The sequence below is a fragment of the Rheinheimera sp. A13L genome (assembly GCF_000217935.1).
GTDB lineage: Bacteria > Pseudomonadota > Gammaproteobacteria > Enterobacterales > Alteromonadaceae > Pararheinheimera.
Map to the genome: position 1 here is coordinate 1 of NZ_AFHI01000025.1, position 19,961 is coordinate 19,961.

Annotated in this window: 19 protein-coding genes and 3 tRNA genes; 14 read left to right on the plus strand and 8 right to left on the minus strand. The window is 46.4% G+C overall.

Annotated elements, in window-relative coordinates; genetic code table 11:
- Positions 1-37 precede the first annotated feature (37 nt).
- The 3 genes from RHEIN_RS13810 to lolB form a co-directional block, all read right to left on the minus strand.
- The gene (locus tag RHEIN_RS13810) at positions 38-982 is read right to left on the minus strand and encodes a ribose-phosphate pyrophosphokinase (protein ID WP_040555222.1); all 945 of its coding nucleotides are present in this window, start codon (positions 980-982) and stop codon (positions 38-40) included.
- Between the two features lie 71 nt (positions 983-1,053).
- On the minus strand, positions 1,054-1,899 hold the full coding sequence (gene ispE, locus RHEIN_RS13815; protein WP_008899595.1) for a 4-(cytidine 5'-diphospho)-2-C-methyl-D-erythritol kinase: 846 nt from the start codon (positions 1,897-1,899) through the stop codon (positions 1,054-1,056).
- A complete protein-coding gene (lolB, locus tag RHEIN_RS13820; protein ID WP_008899596.1) occupies positions 1,887-2,498 on the minus strand; it encodes a lipoprotein insertase outer membrane protein LolB in 612 nt (203 codons plus the stop codon). Before lolB ends, ispE begins: the two co-directional genes overlap by 13 nt.
- A 99-nt stretch (positions 2,499-2,597) precedes the next feature.
- Here lolB and hemA point away from each other — a divergent pair, with 99 nt between their 5' ends.
- From hemA to prmC, 3 genes are read left to right on the plus strand one after another with little or no spacing between them, the layout of a single operon-like run.
- On the plus strand, positions 2,598-3,845 hold the full coding sequence (gene hemA, locus RHEIN_RS13825) for a glutamyl-tRNA reductase (RefSeq protein WP_008899597.1): 1,248 nt from the start codon (positions 2,598-2,600) through the stop codon (positions 3,843-3,845).
- Positions 3,846-3,864: 19 nt separating this feature from the next.
- Entirely contained in the window at positions 3,865-4,956 is a 1,092-nt protein-coding gene (gene prfA / locus RHEIN_RS13830) for a peptide chain release factor 1 (RefSeq protein ID WP_008899598.1), read from the plus strand.
- Entirely contained in the window at positions 4,943-5,830 is an 888-nt protein-coding gene (gene prmC / locus RHEIN_RS13835; protein ID WP_008899599.1) for a peptide chain release factor N(5)-glutamine methyltransferase, read from the plus strand. Before prfA ends, prmC begins: the two co-directional genes overlap by 14 nt.
- 98 nt (positions 5,831-5,928) lie before the next feature.
- Here prmC and RHEIN_RS13840 read toward each other — a convergent pair whose 3' ends face one another.
- Positions 5,929-6,765 (minus strand): substrate-binding periplasmic protein, encoded by an 837-nt coding sequence (locus tag RHEIN_RS13840; protein ID WP_008899600.1) that lies wholly within the window; start codon positions 6,763-6,765, stop codon positions 5,929-5,931.
- A 246-nt stretch (positions 6,766-7,011) separates the two neighbouring features.
- On the opposite strand from RHEIN_RS13840, the gene RHEIN_RS13845 reads away from it, so the two are divergent.
- From RHEIN_RS13845 to RHEIN_RS13875, 7 genes are all read left to right on the plus strand, one after another.
- Positions 7,012-8,571, plus strand: coding sequence for a response regulator (locus tag RHEIN_RS13845; RefSeq protein ID WP_008899601.1), 1,560 nt, complete (start codon positions 7,012-7,014; stop codon positions 8,569-8,571).
- Between the two features lie 79 nt (positions 8,572-8,650).
- Positions 8,651-9,025, plus strand: coding sequence for a SirB2 family protein (locus RHEIN_RS13850; protein ID WP_008899602.1), 375 nt, complete (start codon positions 8,651-8,653; stop codon positions 9,023-9,025).
- Positions 9,026-9,104: 79 nt separating this feature from the next.
- Positions 9,105-9,890: a tetratricopeptide repeat protein gene (locus RHEIN_RS13855; RefSeq protein ID WP_008899603.1), complete on the plus strand. Its 786-nt coding sequence runs from the start codon at positions 9,105-9,107 to the stop codon at positions 9,888-9,890.
- A 46-nt stretch (positions 9,891-9,936) separates the two neighbouring features.
- Positions 9,937-10,788, plus strand: a complete 852-nt coding sequence (gene kdsA / locus RHEIN_RS13860; protein WP_008899604.1) for a 3-deoxy-8-phosphooctulonate synthase — start codon at positions 9,937-9,939, stop codon at positions 10,786-10,788.
- A gap of 175 nt (positions 10,789-10,963) precedes the next feature.
- Positions 10,964-11,039: transfer RNA gene (locus RHEIN_RS13865), tRNA-Phe, on the plus strand.
- A 50-nt stretch (positions 11,040-11,089) separates the two neighbouring features.
- Positions 11,090-11,165: transfer RNA gene (locus RHEIN_RS13870), tRNA-Thr, on the plus strand.
- A 9-nt stretch (positions 11,166-11,174) separates the two neighbouring features.
- Positions 11,175-11,250 (plus strand) — tRNA-Phe (locus RHEIN_RS13875).
- Between the two features lie 481 nt (positions 11,251-11,731).
- Here the strand turns inward: RHEIN_RS13875 and RHEIN_RS13885 are convergent.
- Positions 11,732-12,439 carry a hypothetical protein gene (locus tag RHEIN_RS13885; RefSeq protein ID WP_008899606.1) on the minus strand — a complete coding sequence of 236 codons (708 nt, stop codon included), beginning with the start codon at positions 12,437-12,439 and terminating at the stop codon, positions 11,732-11,734.
- 412 nt (positions 12,440-12,851) lie between these two features.
- On the opposite strand from RHEIN_RS13885, the gene RHEIN_RS13890 reads away from it, so the two are divergent.
- Entirely contained in the window at positions 12,852-14,051 is a 1,200-nt protein-coding gene (locus RHEIN_RS13890; RefSeq protein WP_008899607.1) for a helix-turn-helix domain-containing protein, read from the plus strand.
- On the opposite strand, the gene hxpB is transcribed toward RHEIN_RS13890, so the two are convergent.
- Entirely contained in the window at positions 14,046-14,714 is a 669-nt protein-coding gene (hxpB, locus tag RHEIN_RS13895; protein ID WP_008899608.1) for a hexitol phosphatase HxpB, read from the minus strand. The genes RHEIN_RS13890 and hxpB overlap by 6 nt on opposite strands.
- Positions 14,715-14,907: 193 nt before the next feature.
- On the opposite strand from hxpB, the gene RHEIN_RS13900 reads away from it, so the two are divergent.
- Positions 14,908-16,740 carry a M61 family metallopeptidase gene (locus tag RHEIN_RS13900; RefSeq protein WP_008899609.1) on the plus strand — a complete coding sequence of 611 codons (1,833 nt, stop codon included), beginning with the start codon at positions 14,908-14,910 and terminating at the stop codon, positions 16,738-16,740.
- A 23-nt stretch (positions 16,741-16,763) separates the two neighbouring features.
- On the opposite strand, the gene RHEIN_RS13905 is transcribed toward RHEIN_RS13900, so the two are convergent.
- The gene (locus tag RHEIN_RS13905; protein WP_008899610.1) at positions 16,764-17,753 is read right to left on the minus strand and encodes an extracellular catalytic domain type 2 short-chain-length polyhydroxyalkanoate depolymerase; all 990 of its coding nucleotides are present in this window, start codon (positions 17,751-17,753) and stop codon (positions 16,764-16,766) included.
- Positions 17,754-17,939: 186 nt separating this feature from the next.
- On the opposite strand from RHEIN_RS13905, the gene RHEIN_RS13910 reads away from it, so the two are divergent.
- Both RHEIN_RS13910 and RHEIN_RS20730 read left to right on the plus strand, forming a co-directional pair.
- Entirely contained in the window at positions 17,940-18,716 is a 777-nt protein-coding gene (locus RHEIN_RS13910; RefSeq protein ID WP_008899611.1) for an MBL fold metallo-hydrolase, read from the plus strand.
- A gap of 15 nt (positions 18,717-18,731) precedes the next feature.
- Positions 18,732-19,256, plus strand: coding sequence for a 2-amino-4-hydroxy-6-hydroxymethyldihydropteridine diphosphokinase (locus RHEIN_RS20730; RefSeq protein ID WP_008899612.1), 525 nt, complete (start codon positions 18,732-18,734; stop codon positions 19,254-19,256).
- On the opposite strand, the gene RHEIN_RS13915 is transcribed toward RHEIN_RS20730, so the two are convergent.
- Positions 19,137-19,829: an SDR family NAD(P)-dependent oxidoreductase gene (locus tag RHEIN_RS13915; protein ID WP_008899613.1), complete on the minus strand. Its 693-nt coding sequence runs from the start codon at positions 19,827-19,829 to the stop codon at positions 19,137-19,139. The two genes, RHEIN_RS20730 and RHEIN_RS13915, sit on opposite strands and share 120 nt — an antisense overlap.
- Between the last annotated feature and the right edge of the window lie 132 nt (positions 19,830-19,961).

The window sequence follows — 19,961 nt, forward strand, 5'->3', positions numbered from 1 at the left end:
CACCGAGCGGTGCCTTTTTCAAATCTTCAGTCTGAAATTAATCAAACATCGAAGAGATAGATTCTTCGTTGCTGATACGACGGATACATTCGGCCAGCATATCGCTTAATGTCAGCTGTTTCACTTTGGCAATGGCGCGAATTTCAGCACTCAGTGGCATAGTGTCGGTGATGATCAGCTCATCAATCACTGAGTTTCTGATGTTTTCAGCTGCATTGCCAGAGAACACAGGGTGAGTCGCGTAAGCAAATACTCGTTTTGCACCTTGTTCCTTTAAGGCTTCAGCTGCTTTGCATAAAGTGCCGCCTGTATCAATCATGTCATCGACAATAATACAGTCGCGATCTTTGACATCACCAATGATATGCATCACCTGAGACACGTTGGCCTTAGGACGACGTTTATCGATAATGGCTAAGTCAGCATCGTTCAACAGTTTGGCGATAGCACGGGCACGCACTACACCACCTATATCCGGAGACACGACCACTGGTGCAACAAATTCACGTTTACGCATATCGTCCAGCAAAATAGGGCTACCGAATACGTTGTCCACTGGTACGTCGAAGAAACCCTGAATTTGCTCAGCGTGTAAATCTACTGTCAGTACACGGTCCACACCAACGCTGGATAAAAAGTCTGCCACTACTTTAGCAGTGATAGGCACACGGGCAGAACGCACTCGTCTGTCCTGGCGGGCATAACCAAAGTAAGGAATGACTGCAGTAATACGACCGGCAGAAGCGCGGCGTAAGGCGTCTACCATCACAATGAGTTCCATCAGGTTGTCATTGGTTGGCGCACAAGTAGACTGGATAATAAAAACGTCAGATCCCCTGACGTTTTCATTGATTTGCACACTGACTTCACCGTCGCTAAAACGGCCGACTTCGGCATCGCCCAGTTTGATATATAAACGGCTGGCTATCTTCTTGGCGAGTTCTGGTACGGCGTTACCAGCGAATATCTTCATGTCGGGCACGGCAGGATCCTCAGGGCAGTTTATGAGTCCGGTTAATAATACAGCAGGCCTTTTGTGTCGCCTGCTGTGCGTCATACGGCATGTTCCAATTCAGTCAGGACAGCAGACTGATTGACCCCTTTCGCAACAAAGGCGCGCCACTGTGGCGGCAGTTTTGCAAGGGTTTGACGGGCACTTAATTCATCCTGGAACTCGGCAAACACACTGGCGCCGGTACCTGTCATTCTGGACGGCGCGTATTCTATCAACCAGTTCAGTACCATTGCAACCTCGGGGTATAGCCCTTTAACCAGAGTTTCGCAGTCATTTTGCCACTCTGAGTCTAGTAGATCTTTGACGGACATGACGGGGGTATTACGGATTAAATCAGCGTGGCTAAAGACTTCAGCTGTGCTGACATGCACATCAGGCGTCACAATAAGGTAATATTTTTGCGGCAAACTAACGGGTTGTAATTTTTCTCCAACCCCTTCAGCAAAGGCTGTTTTTCCGAATACAAAAACAGGAACGTCGGCACCTAAGGTTAAGCCGAGTTCACAAAGCTGTGCGTTCGATAGTTTTAATTGCCATAAATGATTTAATGCCAGCAAAGTGGTGGCTGCATCGGATGAACCGCCACCTAAGCCGCCGCCCATAGGTACTTGTTTATTCAGATAAATATCTACGCCTGCGTTTTCAAAAGCCAGAGGCTGCAATAACTGAGCCGCGCGAACCACCAGGTTGCTGTCGTTTTCTATGCTTTTATCTGAACAACTAAAGTTAATTTCACCGTCCCTGGTGAGTGTGAAACTAAGCTGGTCACCACAATCAAGCATTTGAAACAAAGTTTGCAGATTGTGATAACCATCGGCCCTGCGGCCTGTGATATGTAAAAATAAATTCAGTTTAGCCGGGGCCGACAAAGTTAATGTTGCCATTTACGCACCACCAGCTTAATACGGCTGCCATCAGTTTTAGAATCTAACTGAATACGTTTTGGCAATGCTAACGCATCTGGGAAAAACTCGCTATAACTAACTTGCCAGTCACGTTGCTGGCTATCTTTTAGCGTAAAGCTGGTTAAGCGGCCTTGGGCATCCCAATGATGATTAAAACTGCCCGCGCTTGCCACACCTTTGAGCCAGAGTGGCATTTCTTCGATAGGTAAACTCCAGCCGGATAAATAATCCAGCAAGGCACTGGCCGACTGCGCCTGATGCGTTTCACCATCTGCTTTGACAGTGGCGCCACGGGCGTCGGTTTCCAGTTCAAAAATACTGATACCAACAAAATTAGTCATGCTGGCCTGAAAAAAAGGCCCTTGTTGTTGCCAGTTTAAACTGCCGCTGATGCTCTCTTCTGGTGCTTTTACACCTAAGGCTCCGGTCAAAGTAAACTCCTGCAATTGCTCTAACTGCAGCTGTCGTTGTTGTGCTGACAACGGAATAACAGGTTTTAGCTGGCTGTTGTTACTGGCACAACCTGTCAAAATCAGGCAGAAAACTATAAAACAACCAGTTTTTATCGCTGTAAACACACTAATTCCTTCTCTACGCTTTTTTTAGTTTGGGCTTTTTCGTACAATTCGCCCTCTTTTGACTAACGACCGTTTTTTCAAAACCGGCCAAACAGGTGAATGACCATTTTTGCTTTAGGTATTAATCATAAAACTGCACCTGTCTCATTACGTGAGCAGGTTGCTTTTGCGCCTGAACAAATTTTGGACGCCTTACGCGATCTGACCACAACGACACAAGTGTCTGACGCTGTGATTTTGTCCACCTGTAACAGAACTGAGCTGTATTTTAGCGGCAGCGCTGAGCAATCGAAACAAGTAATTGACTGGCTGAGCAAATTTCATCAGTTGGATTTATCCGAATTGCAGCATCATTTATACCTGCATCAGGATCAGCAGGCCAGCAGTCATTTAATGCGGGTGGCCTGTGGCCTGGATTCGTTAGTGCTGGGCGAGCCACAAATTCTCGGTCAGGTGAAGCAAGCTTATAGCCATTCCCGTCAGGCTGGCACCATTAATCCGGCTTTTGAACGCTTGTTTCAAAAGACCTTTTCGGTTGCTAAGCAGGTTCGTACTGAAACAGATATTGGCGCCAGTGCTGTGTCAGTCGCTTTTGCTGCAGTCAGCCTGGCCCGGCAAATCTTTGGTCAGTTAGGCAAAGTTAAAGTGCTGTTGATTGGTGCTGGTGAGACGATAGAGCTGGTGGCGAAACATTTGCTGGAGCAGGGCGCAGAAAAAATTACGGTAGCAAACCGCTCTTATGACAAAGCCGCAGCTTTAGCCAGCCAGTTTAACGGCGAAGCAGTGAGTCTCTCACAAGTGCCACAAGCTTTGGCTTATGCCGATGTGGTTATTAGTTCGACCGCCAGTACCTTGCCTATTGTCGGTAAAGGTATGGTGGAACAGGCGCTGAAAAAACGCCGCCATAAACCTATGTTTTTTGTCGATTTAGCTGTGCCACGCGATATTGAAGAGCAAGTATCAGAGCTGGAAGACGCGTATTTGTATACAGTGGACGACTTACAATCCATAGTGCTGCAAAATTTGCAGAACCGTCAGGAAGCGGCGGCCGAAGCCGAGCACATGATTTTGCAGGGCGTCAGCGAGTTCAGTCAGTGGCTGAGTTTGCATGGCCAACTGGACGTGGTGCGCGATTATCGCGAAAAAGGCGAAGCCATTCGGGATGAATTGCTGGCCAAAGCAGGCAAACAAATTGCAGCAGGGCAAGACCCGGAAAAAGTATTAGCTGAACTTGCGACTAAACTCAGCAACAGGTTGATGCATGCACCAACCAAGGCTCTGAGGCAGTTATTGCAGGACGAGCAACCTCAACAACAATCTTTGATCAACACTTTGTTAGATCTGTAATCAGGTAAAAAGAAACAACATGAAAGAATCGGTGTACCGCAAACTCGAAGCTCTGGTCGAACGTTATGAAGAAGTTCAGGCGTTATTAAGTGACGCTGGCGTAATTTCTGACCAAAGTCGTTTTCGGGAATTGTCCAAAGAGTACAGCCAACTGGAAGAACTGAGCCAGGCTTTTGGTTCTTATCGTCAGGCGCAGGATGATTTAGCCAGCGCTGAAGACATGATGAAAGACTCAGACCCTGAAATGCGTGATATGGCACAGGACGAATACAAAGCAGCCAAAGAGCGCATTGAACAGCTGGATCAGGACTTACAAATTCTGTTGTTACCTAAAGATCCTAACGATAGCAACAGCTGCTTCCTTGAAATTCGTGCCGGTGCTGGTGGTGATGAAGCCGCTATTTTTGCTGGTGACGTCTTCCGTATGTACAGCCGCTTTTGTGAACGTAAACGCTGGAAAGTAGAAATTGTCAGCTGTAACGACGGCGAACACGGTGGCTATAAAGAAGTGATCGCCAGCATTCAGGGCGAAGGTGCTTACGGTATTCTGAAATTTGAATCCGGTGGTCACCGCGTGCAACGTGTACCAGCTACTGAATCTCAGGGCAGGGTGCATACTTCTGCCTGTACAGTGGCTATTATGCCGGAAGTACCTGAAAGCGAAGCCATTGAAATTAATCCTGCTGACTTAAAAGTAGATACCTACCGCGCCTCTGGTGCCGGTGGTCAGCACGTGAACAGAACAGATTCCGCCATTCGTATTACTCACTTACCTACAGGTATAGTGGTTGAATGTCAGGACGAACGTTCGCAGCATAAAAACCGTGCCCGCGCTATGAGCGTGTTGCAGTCGCGTATTCAGGCTGCTGAAGATGAAAAACGCCGTTTAGTGGAAGAATCGACCCGCCGCTCTCTAGTCGGCAGTGGCGATCGTTCTGAACGTATTCGTACTTACAACTTCCCGCAAGGCCGTTTAACGGATCACCGTATCAACCTGACCATCTACCGTTTATTAGATGTGATGGAAGGTGATTTAGATTTGGTGATTGGTCCACTAAGCCATGAACATCAGGCCGACTTGTTAGCTGCTTTGGCTGATGAAAACCGTTAATACTGCTATTGGTAACACGCTAACTCTGACGCAGTGGCTGGAACAGGCTACTGCGTTACTTACTCCTTTGCTTGAAACTGGCCCTGTACCTGCAGATGCAAAACAGGAAGCACGGCGTATTCTGCTGGAAGTACTGGATATCAACGCCACTACTTTGATGTTGTATCCAGAGCGTGAGCTAACAGCATCACAGTTATTGTTGTTAGGACCAGTGCTGACTCGCCGCCTGACGGGCGAGCCTCTGGCCCATATTCTGGGCTACTGGTATTTCTGGGATTTTAAACTCGCTGTTGCACCCTGTACTTTAATACCAAGACCTGACACCGAATTGTTAGTGGAGCAGGCTTTAGCTTTACCTTTGCCTGCCAAAGCCCAAGTACTGGATTTAGGCACTGGCACAGGAGCTATAGCTTTGGCTTTAGCTAAAGAAAAATCAGCTTGGGCTGTGACTGGGGTGGATTTAGAACCCGATGCTGTCGCTTTGGCAAAGCAAAATGTTGAGCTTTTGGCATTAACTAATTGCCAAATCAAACAAAGCAGCTGGTTTGATGCGTTAGAAGGGCAGCAGTTTGATTTAATCGTCAGCAACCCACCTTATATAGACGCACAAGACCCGCATTTAGCCTTGGGCGATGTACGTTTTGAACCTGACTCGGCTTTAATAGCTCCAGAACAAGGCCTGGCCGATATCCGCCATATTTGTACACAAGCCCCACAATTTCTGACTCCGTCCGGCTGGTTATGGCTGGAACACGGCTACCAGCAAAGCGACGTTGTGCAGCAGATTTTAACTGCAGCAGGTTTTACCTCTGTGCAATCGGTGAAAGACTACGGCGACCAGTGGCGTATCAGTGGCGGCCAGCTTCCCGCGTAGTTTGGTTTGTCCTTTACCTGAAAATCTGCTGCAGGTCTTGGTTGATCTGTGTTTGCCTCTGATCCAATCCATTACCAGAAAACATCAGCGTCCCCCTGCTATTGATAATCCCCTTGGGCCAGACGGTCAAAGTAGGTCTGATAACGCCCGCTTTGTTTAAATTGCTGCAACTGCTGATTAAATAGCGCAGCTAACCGCACACTGTCTGGCATTTTATGGGGGAATAACAAAAAGCTTTGATTGATGAGCAGGGGTTTGGGGTGATGGCTGATGGCATCGGCCAATTCAGGCAGTTGATGCTGAAGCGTATGGTAGCCCACACTGATTTCTTCAGCAAAAGCATCGATACGGCCAGCCGCCAGACGGCGAAAATTTTGTTCAGTACTGCCTACACGTGACATTTTAAATACCGCCATTTGTAGCGCCTGATCAAAGGCCGGGCCATAGCTATAACCCAGTCCTCCCCCCAGATGCAGGCCACGCAAGTCAGAAAGTTGTTGCCATTCGAAAGGGCGTTTCTTCAGATGGAAAAACACAAATTTCTCGCTGAGGACAGGCTCACTGTATAAAAAGTCGCTGGTTCTGTCTTCGCTCTGCATCCAGATTGCTGTGGCGGCATATTTGCCATTAGCACTGTCGTGGTAGGCGCGGCCCCAGGGTAAAAAGGTAAAACTGACCTGATAACCGGCAACTGCAAAAATATCGCTGAGCAGATGAGCCACCACGCCTTGATGGGGCAAGGATTCACTAAGAAAGGGGGGCCATTCGCCAGCGCTGAGCTGTAGCGGTATTAAGGAACTGCGCTCTGTTGTGTGCTCAGAGGCGTGTTTTGTTAAAGGCTTCTGGGTTTCAGTGGCGTGCACCTTGAGGGGGTAACCCGACATCAATAGAATAAAATTCAGGCAAGCAGCGTAGAACAAGACGGTCTTGAGCATAGTGTATTTCCGTTGTCTGGCAGCAAAAGTGCTATAGCTGTAGCCGGGTTGCGTTTTCTATAGTAATACAGTGGAATCAACCAATAAGCCAGTTTGCTTTACCTGATATGCATCAACTGCCTTTGGCTTCATTTCCATCAACTCTAAAATATTTATATTTTCAACGACTTTGCTTTGACCCAACCTTGTTTAGCGCATATAAATAACACAGAGCAGTAAAGCGCGCAGCAAGCTAAGGAGTGTGACATGGCGAATGATTTTTTGTTTGCTGAGGAACCCGAGGAAGTAGTACATGTTTCCCGAGGCAGTTGGAAAGTATTGATAGTAGACGATGAGCCTGAGGTTCATGCTGTTACTAAGCTGGCATTAAGTGACTTTTCTTTTCAGGGCAAACACCTCGAATTTATCAGCGCTTATTCAGGCCGTGAGGCTCGTGAGATGTTGGCTAAGCATACAGATGCAGCCATAGTGCTTTTGGATGTGGTGATGGAAACTGACGATGCCGGTTTGCTGGTGGCTCGTTATATCCGCGAGGAGCTGCATAATCATTATGTGCGTATTATTTTGCGTACCGGTCAACCGGGGCAGGCGCCTGAGCGTCAGGTGATAGTCAATTACGATATTAACGACTACAAATCCAAAACTGAGCTGACTGCACAAAAACTCTTTACTGTGGTGATGTCGAGCTTACGATCCTACCGGGATATTCTGGCCATTGATCATAGCCGCCAGGGCCTTGAAAAAATTATTACCGCCTCGGCAGATTTATTTTCTGCCCATTCAATGGAACAGTTTATTGATGGCGTACTGCAGCAACTGACCTCTATTTTAGGGTGCAACGACAATGCCTTGCTGGTTACGTCATCTTTGGTCGCGGGAAATATCAATGAAGATGCCGATCCGGAACGTTTAGTGGTATTTGCCGGTTTAGGCCAGTTTGAGCATCAGGAAGGCAAACAGATCAGCGATGTGCTGGAACCGCCATTACTGGACGCTTTTCATCAGGCGCTGAACAGTCGCAGCATAGTGTACCGTGATAATTATCTGGTGGCCTATTGCACCAGTAAGTTTACCTCTGGTTCATTGCTTTATGTATCGGGTTTACCTAACCAGATGACAGACACACAAAAACGTTTAATTGAGCTGTTTTCACAAAATGTGCAAATTGCTTATGAAAACGTGCAACTGCAAAGCGAAATTGAAGACACCCAACGCGAAATTGTGTATCGCTTAAGTGAAGCTGTGGAGCATCGCTCCATCGAAACCGGTAATCATGTCAAACGTGTGGCTTTTATTTGTTACGATCTGGCCAAAGCTTATGGCTTACCTGAAGAAGAAGCCGAAAAGCTGATGTTTGCTTCTCCTTTGCATGATGTTGGCAAAGTAGGTATACCGGATGGCATTCTAAATAAGCCGATGAAATTGCATGGGCAGGAATGGGAAGTGATGAAAACCCATGCCAGCATAGGCTATGAAATTTTAAAAAACTCCAAACGCACCATTATTCAGGCGGGCGCAATCATAGCCCAGGATCACCATGAAAAATGGGATGGATCTGGTTATCCCAATGGTAAAAAGGGCGAAGACATTCATATTTATGGCCGTATTGCCGCTTTAGCTGATGTTTATGATGCATTGCGTCACAGACGCTGTTATAAATCGGCCTGGACTTTGGAGCAGGTGATGGAAAAAATCAGCAGCGAGTCAGGCAAACATTTTGACCCTAAACTGGTCGAAATATTTAAAAGCCGGGTCGACAAACTCGAAGCAATACTGCAAAAATACCCGGACGACGAAGATAGGTAGCAGTGACAGCTGATTTCAGGCCACCTGCGGGTGGCTTTTTATTTCTAATTTTTTAGCAGATTTTGTAGGGATTATTTTTATGTATATGGCACTCAAACATTCTCATATGTTGTTTATCGCGCTCAGCGTAACTTTTCTGGCGGTACGGTTTTTATTAAGTTTAAAATCTCCGGCTTTGCTGCAGAATAAATTTTTAAAGATTGCGCCTCATGTAGTGGATACCTTGTTGCTGCTGACGGCTATTGGCCTGATGCTGACTATTCAGCAATACCCTTTTCAGACGCCATGGCTGACCGATAAACTTTTTGGTTTATTTGCTTATATTGGTTTAGCTGTTATGGCGTTAAAAGGCCGTACTCTGTTGATGCGTTGGGTTGGTTTTTTAGGTGCTTTAAGCTGGCTGGCGCTGGTGGGCAAAGTCGCTATTACTAAAACCCCTGTGTTGTTTGGCTAAGGGGGCTTTGCTCAAAACAGCCTTATTTTTATTTAAGTATGCTTTTTGTGATGTGCTTTTTTGTTGTATTGGGTAGTCAATGAAGTCTGAGTTAAAACAGCAGGGTCAGGCCCTGCTTGAGTTATTGTTAGCCATTGAACAGCAGTGGACAGATGCTGAACAAATCCAGCAGGCAAAAGAAAGCTGGTTTGCTATGGCACCGGCTCAGGTTGAAAAAACGCTGACAATGAATGCGTTAGCCCGCCATGTGGACAGCTTTTACCGGGATGCTTTTTTTACCCCTCCAATAAAACCTTTGCTGATTGAAGAGATGCATCAGCCCACATTGCTTAGCTATGCCATTAACCAGCGTGAAGCCGACCCGCTGGTGTTGATAGTGCTGCTGTTATGCTGGTTACAGCAAGCGGGCTTTCAAAGCGATATAGTGCGTTACAAAGGCGAATATTTAGTACAGGTGCGTTTATCCAAAGCGGAAAAGGTCTGGATCGATCCCTATACCGGTGCCTGGCAATGTTTGTTGAGCCCTGAAAATGGTCTGGCATTGAGTATTACTCAGGAGCTGGCGACACAGCCGGTCGATTTTCCGACCTTTTGTGCCGGGCTATGGCAGTTACAAAAGCAGCTGTTGCTGGCTTTAGGTAAACGTGAACAGGCTATGGCAGTGGTGCAGCATTTGTTGGACCAAAAGCCGGGCGACCCTTATTTGCATCGTGAGCGGGGGCTATTGTCTGAGCTGTTGGATCACTGGTCTTTGGCGATTAGCGATTATCAGTATTTTGTTGATCAAAAACCGGATGACCCGTCCAACGATCATATGAAACAACAAATCCGCCAGCTAGCCTCCTACCCACAGTGGCTGCATTAAGAGTATCATTGCCGCAGTATCCGGTATTTTGTCTGAGGAATTGAAAGTGACGAATCAACATACAATTCAGGTTGGCTCTATTGAAGTTGCCAATAACAAACCTTTTGTGCTTTTTGGTGGCATGAACGTTTTAGAGTCGCGTGATTTAGCCATGCAGGTGGCGGAATACTACGTCAAAGTCACAGAAAAGCTCGGCATTCCTTATGTCTTTAAAGCGTCTTTTGACAAAGCCAACCGTTCTTCTGTACATTCGTACCGTGGTCCTGGCATGGAAGAAGGCTTAAAAATTTTTGAAGAAATTAAAAAAACCTTTAACGTGCCGCTGATCACTGATGTACACGAACCTTATCAGGCCGCCATAGTGGCTGAAGTAGTTGATGTGATTCAGTTGCCAGCCTTTTTAGCCCGTCAGACCGATTTGGTTATTGCTATGGCACAAACGGGTGCTGTGATTAACGTGAAAAAACCACAGTTCTTAGCACCTCATGAAATGCGTCATATCATCACCAAGTTTCAGGAAGCGGGTAACGATAAAATTATCCTCTGTGAACGTGGCTCCAGCTTTGGTTACAACAACCTGGTGGTCGACATGTTGGGCATGGACGACATGAAGCACTATGCGCCTGTAATTTTTGATGCCACTCACGCTTTGCAGCGCCCTGGTGGTCGTGCTGATTCAGCCGATGGCCGCCGTGCTCAGGCTGCTCAGTTAGCCCGTTCCGGTATGGCCTTGGGTTTAGCTGGTTTGTTTATTGAAGCGCATCCGAATCCAAATGAAGCCAAATGTGACGGCCCTTGTGCTTTACCACTGAATAAACTGGAAGCCTACCTGCAGCAAATGAAAGAATTGGATCAGTTAGTCAAATCTTTTGCGCCTTTAGACACTTCAGCAAATTAAAAAACCACTGTAGGGGCGGGTCTTGACCCGCCCGCTTAAATGCCAATTAAATTTCGTTACTTTGAGTAAGAAGGGGATGAAAAACGCGCTCTTTGCTCAAGTATTAAGCTAACGATTCAGGCAACTAAAAAATAAGTTGACTTGGTTAGCCGAAATCCGTTTAATACCCCCCGTTGCCCAGATAGCTCAGTCGGTAGAGCAGCGGATTGAAAATCCGCGTGTCGGTGGTTCGATTCCGCCTCTGGGCACCATAACTTTTTGTGATGTGGTTGCCTTGCAATCTTGTCACCCGGTTTAGGTTGCCGCTTTAGCTCAGTTGGTAGAGCAACTGACTTGTAATCAGTAGGTCATCCGTTCGACTCGGATAAGCGGCACCATTCACTTTTGCCCAGATAGCTCAGTCGGTAGAGCAGCGGATTGAAAATCCGCGTGTCGGTGGTTCGATTCCGCCTCTGGGCACCATAAAAAACAAAAAGCCCGTCCTTGTGACGGGCTTTTTGTTTCATGCCCAAAGGCGTCATCTCAGATTACAAAATACATCCATGTATTTTGCCCTGGGGGCCAGCTAAAGCTGTTCCGGTTTGCTCCCGGCAAACCTGGTACAAAACACATCCATGTATTTTGCCCTGCGGGCCAGCTAAAGCTGTTCCGGTTTGCTCCTGGCAAACCTGGTACAAACTACATCCATGTATTCTGCCCTGCGGGCCAGCTAAAGCTGTTCCGGTTTGCTCCTGGCAAACCTGGTACAAACTACATCCATGTATTTTGCCCTCCGGGCCAGCTAAAGCTGTTCCGGTTTGCTCTTGGCAAACCTGGTACAAACTACATCCATGTATTTTGCCCTCCGGGCCAGCTAAAGCTGTTCCGGTTTGCTGCTGGCAAACCTGGTCCGCCTCGGGGCATCATAAAAAAACATGCGGTTATAGCTGTTATTAAATCCAGTTTATTCAGACAGACTGTCTGTTATCTCCTGTTGGCTTTGACGCAATAACACAACCCCAAACCACAATTGCCACACCAGTTGAGACAAGCCAAAAGCTTCTTTCAGGTAAGGTTGGGTATGAAAGACAGTCAGTATGGCAAAGCTACCTGTGAGCAAACCAAGCCCATGTAGTTTTGCCCTTTGTGGTTGTTGCTGCAATCCGGCCAGGCTGAACAGCAGGATCCACAGACCTCCCACCAGTTCAATGCCGCCGCCCAAAGCATTGGTCAATAGTCCCATGACATGAAATAGTGTCACTGAAAGCATTGGATCTGTATCGATCAGATGGATAGAGCGATGAAGCCCAAGCAGCGCTATCATGCCGGAAGCCATCATTAAAACGACCCAAACCTTGCCAAACAACCCAGAGACTTGCACCAAGGCTGATCGCGGCTTAGGCAACTGCTGGGGGATAGCAATCACCATCACTGCCAGTAAAAAACCAAACAGCAAATAACCTATGGCATAACCTGCTGCTACCAAAAACTGATGCTGATCTATGTATTGAATTTTCTGTAAAGGTTCTGCTTGTTCAGGTTGAGATAAAACCACAAAAAAGATCAGGGCCACTGTGAAGTAACACAAAGCCATGCCTATGGAGGCTAAACCGCCACAGCGTTGTAAAGTGAAAAAGGGTGTTGAATTGGATGAGCCTTGATAAAAGGACATAATGACTCCTGAAAAAAACTGAATTAATGTGGTAAGGGTTCGCAGAAAATCTTATGCAAAGCTGAAGCTTATGTCGTCCGCGACTATAAGCGCGGACAGTTTTTTATGCCGCAGTTAGCTGTTATTACTTAACCTGAGCTCGGGATAATGAGTGTCGAATTTTTTAGTTTCATTATATAAATCATATGGATACACTAATTCATTTAAGTCACTTAAGTCTTTGTTGACTGAGTGCGCAGATTTTTGCGTCTATCAAGGCGTTTTGTCGTACGCCATAGCGCGCTATGGTTAGACAAAGCAACACTGAGAGGCCCGAAAAGATGCCCGTTCAGTGGCGCTGCTTATCCCGAGTTCAGGTTACTTAGACTGATGAGGTTCTTCATCGCAAACGACAAGGTAGGGAAGTCTGTTGATGCTTGAGTTGGTTTTTGCCGCTATGGCCTTGGGTATTGTGCTGATGCTTGTGCCTTACTTTGGATTGCAACTGCAGCAGAATAAGCACCTGATACCGCTTCTCATAGTGCTTTTGTCATTGGCCTTTATTGCCACTGGGCCTGTGGTTTTTACCCTGTGGCCTTCATTGGTTTTTGCGTACATTGCGCTGATGCCATTGGCTTTTTTTGCTCTGAATCCTGCCTTGTGGTTTTACATCAAAGCTTTAACTGCAGAGCAGCCCTGGCGCTTCAAAGGTGCAGATGGCTGGCATGTATTACCTTTGGTTTTTGCCGGGGTACTGGCGGTGCTGATCCAGAGTTTGTCTTATGAACAACAGCAGTTGTTATTTTTTTCTGAGGCGTCAGATGTGGCTGGTTACACTTTGCTGGTTGCTATCGTATTTCTAGCGGCGGTGTTGTTATGGCTGGGGCAAAGTTGTTTTTACTTCTGGCTGATGCTCAGCAGGGTCAGAAGTTACAGACGAAAGCTGCGGCAGGTGTTTGCCGAAGACAGCGGTAAACGGATGGTCTGGCTGGAAATGCTGGTGCTGCTGCTTCTGTTCAGCTGGAGTTATGCAGTGCTGAACCTGATGCTGGCTGATCGCATGAATTCTGTCTGTTTGTCGGATGTCGTGGTGCTGTTTTGCTTGTTACTTGTGGTCTGGTTAGTCGCCTGGTGTGGTTTAACGCAGCAACCGGGTTTTAGTGAAACCTATAAGCTACAGACTGTTTCCACTGAAGCTGAAGAGTTAAAGCCTGATCAAGCTGAAACCAAAGATGCAGCGCAAAACACAACAAAATACCAACGCTCAGCCTTGGGCGAGCAACAGTCTGCACGTATTGCCGCCAAGCTTCAGCAAGCTATGCAGTCTGAGTTGTTGTATCTGGATGACACACTCACCTTATACAAGCTGGCTGAACATCTTGCTGTACCAGCACACTATTTATCTCAGACGTTAAATCAACAGCTGCAGCTATCATTTTTTGAGTATGTGAATCAGGCTCGTGTAGAAGCCGCCAAACAAAAGCTCAAACAAAGCGATGATTCAGTGTTAAGCATAGCTATGTCTGTGGGGTTTAATGCCCGCTCGTCTTTTTATACCGCCTTTAAAGCCAATACAGGCCAAAGTCCGGCACAGTTCAGAGCCGCCCATCGGCAAGACACACAGTTGCTATAAGCCCGTGAACCCCCAGGCCTGAAAATGTGCTGGCTGTATTTCGCTAAAGCAGGTTAAGCGACTTTCGGCTTGATCGTATTCAGTCCTGTGCCAGTGGTGTTTGGCTGGCAGGGCTACTACTTTCATGCCTGCCGCTTTGGCTGCGGTTAAACCTGTGACTGAGTCTTCAAATACCAGGCAATGTTCTGAAGCCACGCCCAGTTTGCTGGCTGCCAGATGATAAATTTCAGGTTTAGGTTTGCCTTGTGTCACCAGTTCAATAGAGCAAAGCGCCTGAAAATAAGAGCGAATTTGTAATTTATCCAGCACTGTATTCATTAATGAGGCAGGGGAGTTGGTGGCAAGTGCTACGGGAATTTGCCAGCTTTGCAGTTGTTGCAACAGCTCCACTACACCTTTTTTCACCACTCCACGTTCAAGCACAGCCAAAGCCACGTAATCAATAACGGCTTGTTCGGTTTGTTCAATGCTTAAATCCTGCCAGGGCGAATGCTTAAACCAAAGTTCAGTCACAGCTCTGGTGGTCATACCGCTGGTTTGTGACGTAATAGCCGGATCCAGTGTTACGCCGAGTTGACGAAACACATGCTGCTCTGCTTCAGCCCAATAAGGTTCAGAATCTATCAGTACCCCATCCATATCAAAAATAACTGCCTGAACCACCTGACTGCTCCCTCTTCACTGCATCAGGCATTATTATTCAACAGCACAAGACTCTGCACCACAGCTTTATCCGCTTTCGCAGATTAAATTCTTTGTCTGGCTTTATTTTTGCGATGAAGAGCAAAAAACCAGATTGGAGTCTGAAAGCAATTGTTTTATGGTAAAGCGTCACTTTTAATAAAAGGAACTTGTAGTGCGCCTGTCTTTTGCCTTGTCTTCTGTATTTTTGTGCAGTTTCAGCCTGTTGGCGGCAGAAACCTCAGTTAAGCCTGCAGTGAGCTATCAGTTATCATTTGCTAATGCGGCGCATCATGAAGCTGCCATTCAGGTGAGGTTTGACGCTGTCAGCTCGGCCAATCTGTTGCTGAGTATGAGTAGCTCCTCACCTGGTCGTTATGCTGCTCATGCTTTTGCCAAAAATATCTACGATTTAAAAGCAACGGACAGTACAGGCAAAGAATTACCACTGCGGCGCATCAGCCTAGGTCAGTGGTCAGTGGGCCAGCATGATGGCACTGTGATTGTGAATTACCGGCTTTACGGCGACAGAGCCGATGGCACTTACAATCAAATAGACCGGTCTCATGCCCATTTAAATATGCCTGCTACCTTGTTGTTTTCGAATGACTATGCAACTTCGCCATCGTCCTTAAGGTTCAACTTGCCCGATCCGCGCTGGAAAGTCGCTACTCAGCTGCAGTTACAGAGCGACGGCAGCTATACAGCACCCGATCTGCAGTATCTGATGGATAGTCCGGTTGAATTAAGTGCTTTTAGCAGCCGCAGCTGGCAAGTCGCAGATCATCTGTCTGAAGCCACTATTCATCTGGTTATGCATCATCAGGGCACAGAGCAACAACTCGATATCTTCACTGAAAAAGCCAAAGCTGTAGTGGCAGAGCAACAAAAGATTTTTGGTGAATACCCGAAGTTTGATTATGGCCAGTACGTGTTTATTGCCGATTACCTGCCTTATGTGGATGGGGACGGTATGGAGCATCGCAACTCTACTATCCTGACCGATGAGCGTTCATTGCTGGAGGCGAACTACGCTCAGATCGAAACCTTGTCGCACGAGTTTTTTCATGCCTGGAATGTAGAGCGCTTGCGTCCTGCTGATTTAGAACCTTTTGATTTTCAACGCTCCAATATGAGCCGCAATTTATGGTTTGCCGAAGGGGTGACTAACTACTACGGCAAACTAACCTTAAGCCGCACTGGTCATTTTGATTTAGCCACTTATCTGGAGAAAACAGTAGCTGCACTGAACAGAGTGCAACTATCACCAGGCCGGCAGTTTTTTGCTGCAACAGGGATGAGTGAGCTGGCTCCTTTTGTTGATGCTGCTGTATCTGTGGACCCGACCAACTACGCCAATAGCTTTATCTCTTATTACACCTATGGCGAGGTATTGGGTCTGGCGCTGGATTTAACTTTGCGTACTGAGTTTGAAGGACTGAACCTTGATTTGCTGATGCGAAAGTTATGGCAGGACTTTGGTAAAACCGGCCGCTTTTACACTGAGCAGGATTTGCAGCAGGCTCTGGCAACACTGACGGCTAATCCGGATTTTGCCAAAAGCTTTTTCAGCAGCTATATCAACGGGAGCAATGGACAGCAATTACCTGATTTCAAAACTTTATTTGCCGCTATGGGGTTGCAGTTAGCGCCAGCTCAACCAGAACAAGCTTTTTTAACTGCAGCCACTTTGCTTGAGCAGGACAAGCAGCTGAAAGTCGACAGCAATACGCTGATAGGTACGCCTTTGTATCAGGCTGGTGTAGACAAAGGAGATATGTTGTTAAAGTTGGGGCGGTATAAATTAAGTTCTAAAGCCCAGTGGGACAAAGCTTTATCCTATTACAAAGTGGGAGATACAGCAGAGCTGAGTTTTAGCAGCCGGGGTAAAAACTACAGCACTCAAGTGACTTTTAGTGCTGATCCACGCTGGGCTCTAACAGAAAACAAAGAGGCGACAACAGCGCAGTTAGCAAAAAGGGCTTTGTGGTTAAAAGCCCGGCTTTGAGGTTAGATTTTATGTCGCTCAATTCATTGAGCTAAAAATTGGGCCATTTTCACCACGGCCTGAGTTTGCTGACCTTTGCGGTTGGCATAGTTGGCATCTGTATAACCCCACCAGTCCCAACAGGCTTGTGGATTCATTGGCATCAGGTTTGATGCGCGAGTTTGTGGATACAGCACCACTATATTGTTACTGTCGGCATAGCGGTTAAATCCTGCTTTTTCAACATAAGCCATACCTATCGCATCGGCATGCTGGTTACAGCCATGAAAACTGATATGTAAAGTACAGCTTTGGCCTTGCTCACAGCTTTTGGGCACATAGACAAAACCTTGTTCAGCCATAGTATCAGCCAGGTCGCCTGCTATTTTTTGCTGTTCAATTGGATAAACAGTGCCGCTGCTGTTTTCGGCAGGGGCTTTTAAACCGGGCTGAATAAACGTCAGCGCTTCCCCTGCTGCATCATAATTACATTGGCCTAAAAACGGCGCTTCGGAGCTGTCACAAGCACTGCCTTCCTTTAGTGTTGGCATATGATGAGCAAAGTTTTTATCCTTCACATAACTTAGCTGTGCTGTCGGCAGCCATTCTTTGTACTGCTGATAAAGGGCGTCAGCCACTTCTTTGCTGATTTTTTGATCGGCAGTGCCATGTAGTAACCAGATTTTGCTTTGTTTAATCTCTGCTTCAGACGCCAGCAAGCCCTGAACTGACCAGTCTTTTAACTGCTTATTGAGATCAGCCAAAGGGATAGGGCTCGCGACTTTGTTGATGCAGTGATCCAGCGCGTTCATTAAATTATTCTGTGCACAATACACAGGGCCAGCTGCCACTATAGCTGCACCTTTGACCCAATCGGCATGCGAAAGCTGAAACTGCGCTGCCATATAACCACCACTGGATAAACCCGACACTGTGGTTTGGTCTAAATTCAGTTTTAATGGCGGTAAAGTGGCAGAAGCTGCGCTACTCAGCGCAAAAGCAAAAGAGGAGATAACAAAAGGCAAGGTTTTCATCTGAACTGTCCTTTTAAAGGCTAAAACTTGATTGATAGCATTCTGATTACTTTAGGCTGATGCCGCTATAGCACTAAGGTACAGTAAGTGATCAGAACTGCTTTGGTAAAAAAGATCCGCTAAAGCAGTGATACAATCCGTGACAAAAGCCGTACTATAAATGCACTTTGCTTTGGGTAGAAATAAATGATGTTGTCCAACTCCAATGAACTGCTAATTCTCGGCTGTGGCCATTCAGAATCCGATACTTTGTTTAATAACAATGCGTTGATCACCAACTCTGAGGGAAATGTGCTGATTGACTGTGGTTACACTATCAAACCCGCTTTACAGGCTCAGGGTTTAAAGTTACAGGATATTGATGCAGTATTTATTACTCATGTGCATGCCGACCATGTGTTTGGCCTGGAGCGGCTGGCGAATGAAGGCCGTTACAAATACCATAAAAAAGCCCGGCTGATTTTGCATCATGAGTTGTATGACGAGTTATGGCATCAGTGTTTAAAGGGCGTGCTGGCAAAAAATGGCGAAGGTGAAAATGAGCTTGCTGATTATTTTGAACTGGAGCTGTTACACAAAGAAGAATTCGAGCTTTTTGGTAACCTTTATCAGTTGCACAGGGTGTCTCATACGCCGGGAAAAGTCTGTTTTGGCTTGATGATTAACCACAGTGTTTTTTATTCCGGCGACACTGTGGCTGTTCCGCAACTCTTACTGCAGTTAAAACCGGATCTGGTTTTTCATGATGTGACCTTAACGGACTACAATCCTGTGCATGCTTCGGTGCATTCGCTGCTGAGTTTGTATCCGCCTGAGCTTTGTAAAAAAACCTATTTAATGAGTTATGAAGATCATTGGCCAGAGTATCGGCAGATGGTCGAACAACACTTTGCAGGTTTTGCTCAGCAGGGGCAGAGGGTGGTGTTAAGCAGAGAATATCAAACGGATACAGCAACAGGCTGAATAACAAGGAAGTTTATGTATTATGTGATTTCGATAGGTTCAAATATTCAGCCTGAACAGCATGTTGCAGCAGCAGTCAGTACTCTGACCAAAATCTTTGGTTCGATCTACCTCTACCAGCGGGTTTATACTCAGGCTGAACTGGTGGAATCTAATCATGTCTTTATCAATTCAGTGCTGGTGCTGCGCTCCGAATTGCCAGCAACACAATTAAAAGCAGAGCTCTGCCGTGTTGAAGAATTGCTTGGACGGGACAGAAGCGATCCACGACGTAGTGTCAAAGATCGCAGCTGTGATCTGGATATTATCTGGTATCAGCAATGCTGGTCAGAGGTATGGCAAACTGAACTGACAGAATCCTATATTCAGCAGGTATTTTATCCTGCCAGCAAACAGGCGCCTATTCAGTTGGGCTGTCAGTTATTTTCCGAGCGACCTGCCGCCATCTATTTTCAGGCTGAGGCCAGTGACAAATTTATTATCGATCAAAAACCTGACGCCCTGATAAATTGGCTCGAAGCCGGCTTCTTCTGCAATTAAAGTTTGTTGCATCACCTGCTGTTTTTCGCTGTTGCTGTGCTCTGGCAAAAACATGATAGGGCCAGGCTGAATGCTGTTAACCCTTATCTTTGGTGCATAAGCTTTGGCCGCCGACTTCATTAAATTCTCAAGCCCGGCTTTGGTGCTGCAATACAATGAAAAAGCCGGATTAGGGTTTTCGCTGTAAATATCTGTGATATGCACAATCAAACCACCGCCCTGAGTTGTGGCGATTTGTGGTGCTAAGTGTTGGTTCAGCAGTGCTGGCAGTTGCATATGTACGGCAAATAACGCCTGATAAAAATCTATGCTGTCATGAGCATGTAACTCGTCTTTTTCAAACAAAGAGGCGTTATGGATCAACAGGTCTATGTCACCTTTTTGTTGTAATTGACGGATAGCGGACATCACTGAATCGGCCGACTGATAATCTACAACTATTTGAGTCAGATACTGCTGAGCTGGGTTTAATTGTCTGGTGAGGCCAAACACCTGATAACCTTCTGTACTAAGCTTTTCTGCCAGATAAGCACCAAGGCGGCGACTTGTTCCTGTGATTACTGCTGTTTTCATGACCCAACTCCATCAATTTATTTACTGCTTTATACGCTGTAGTCTGGGTTCAGTTCATTGCTATCCGCCAGCATACTGATTTTACAAAGATTAAAACTATTTTTTACGAAATTTGGCAAAAAGTCATTCTGT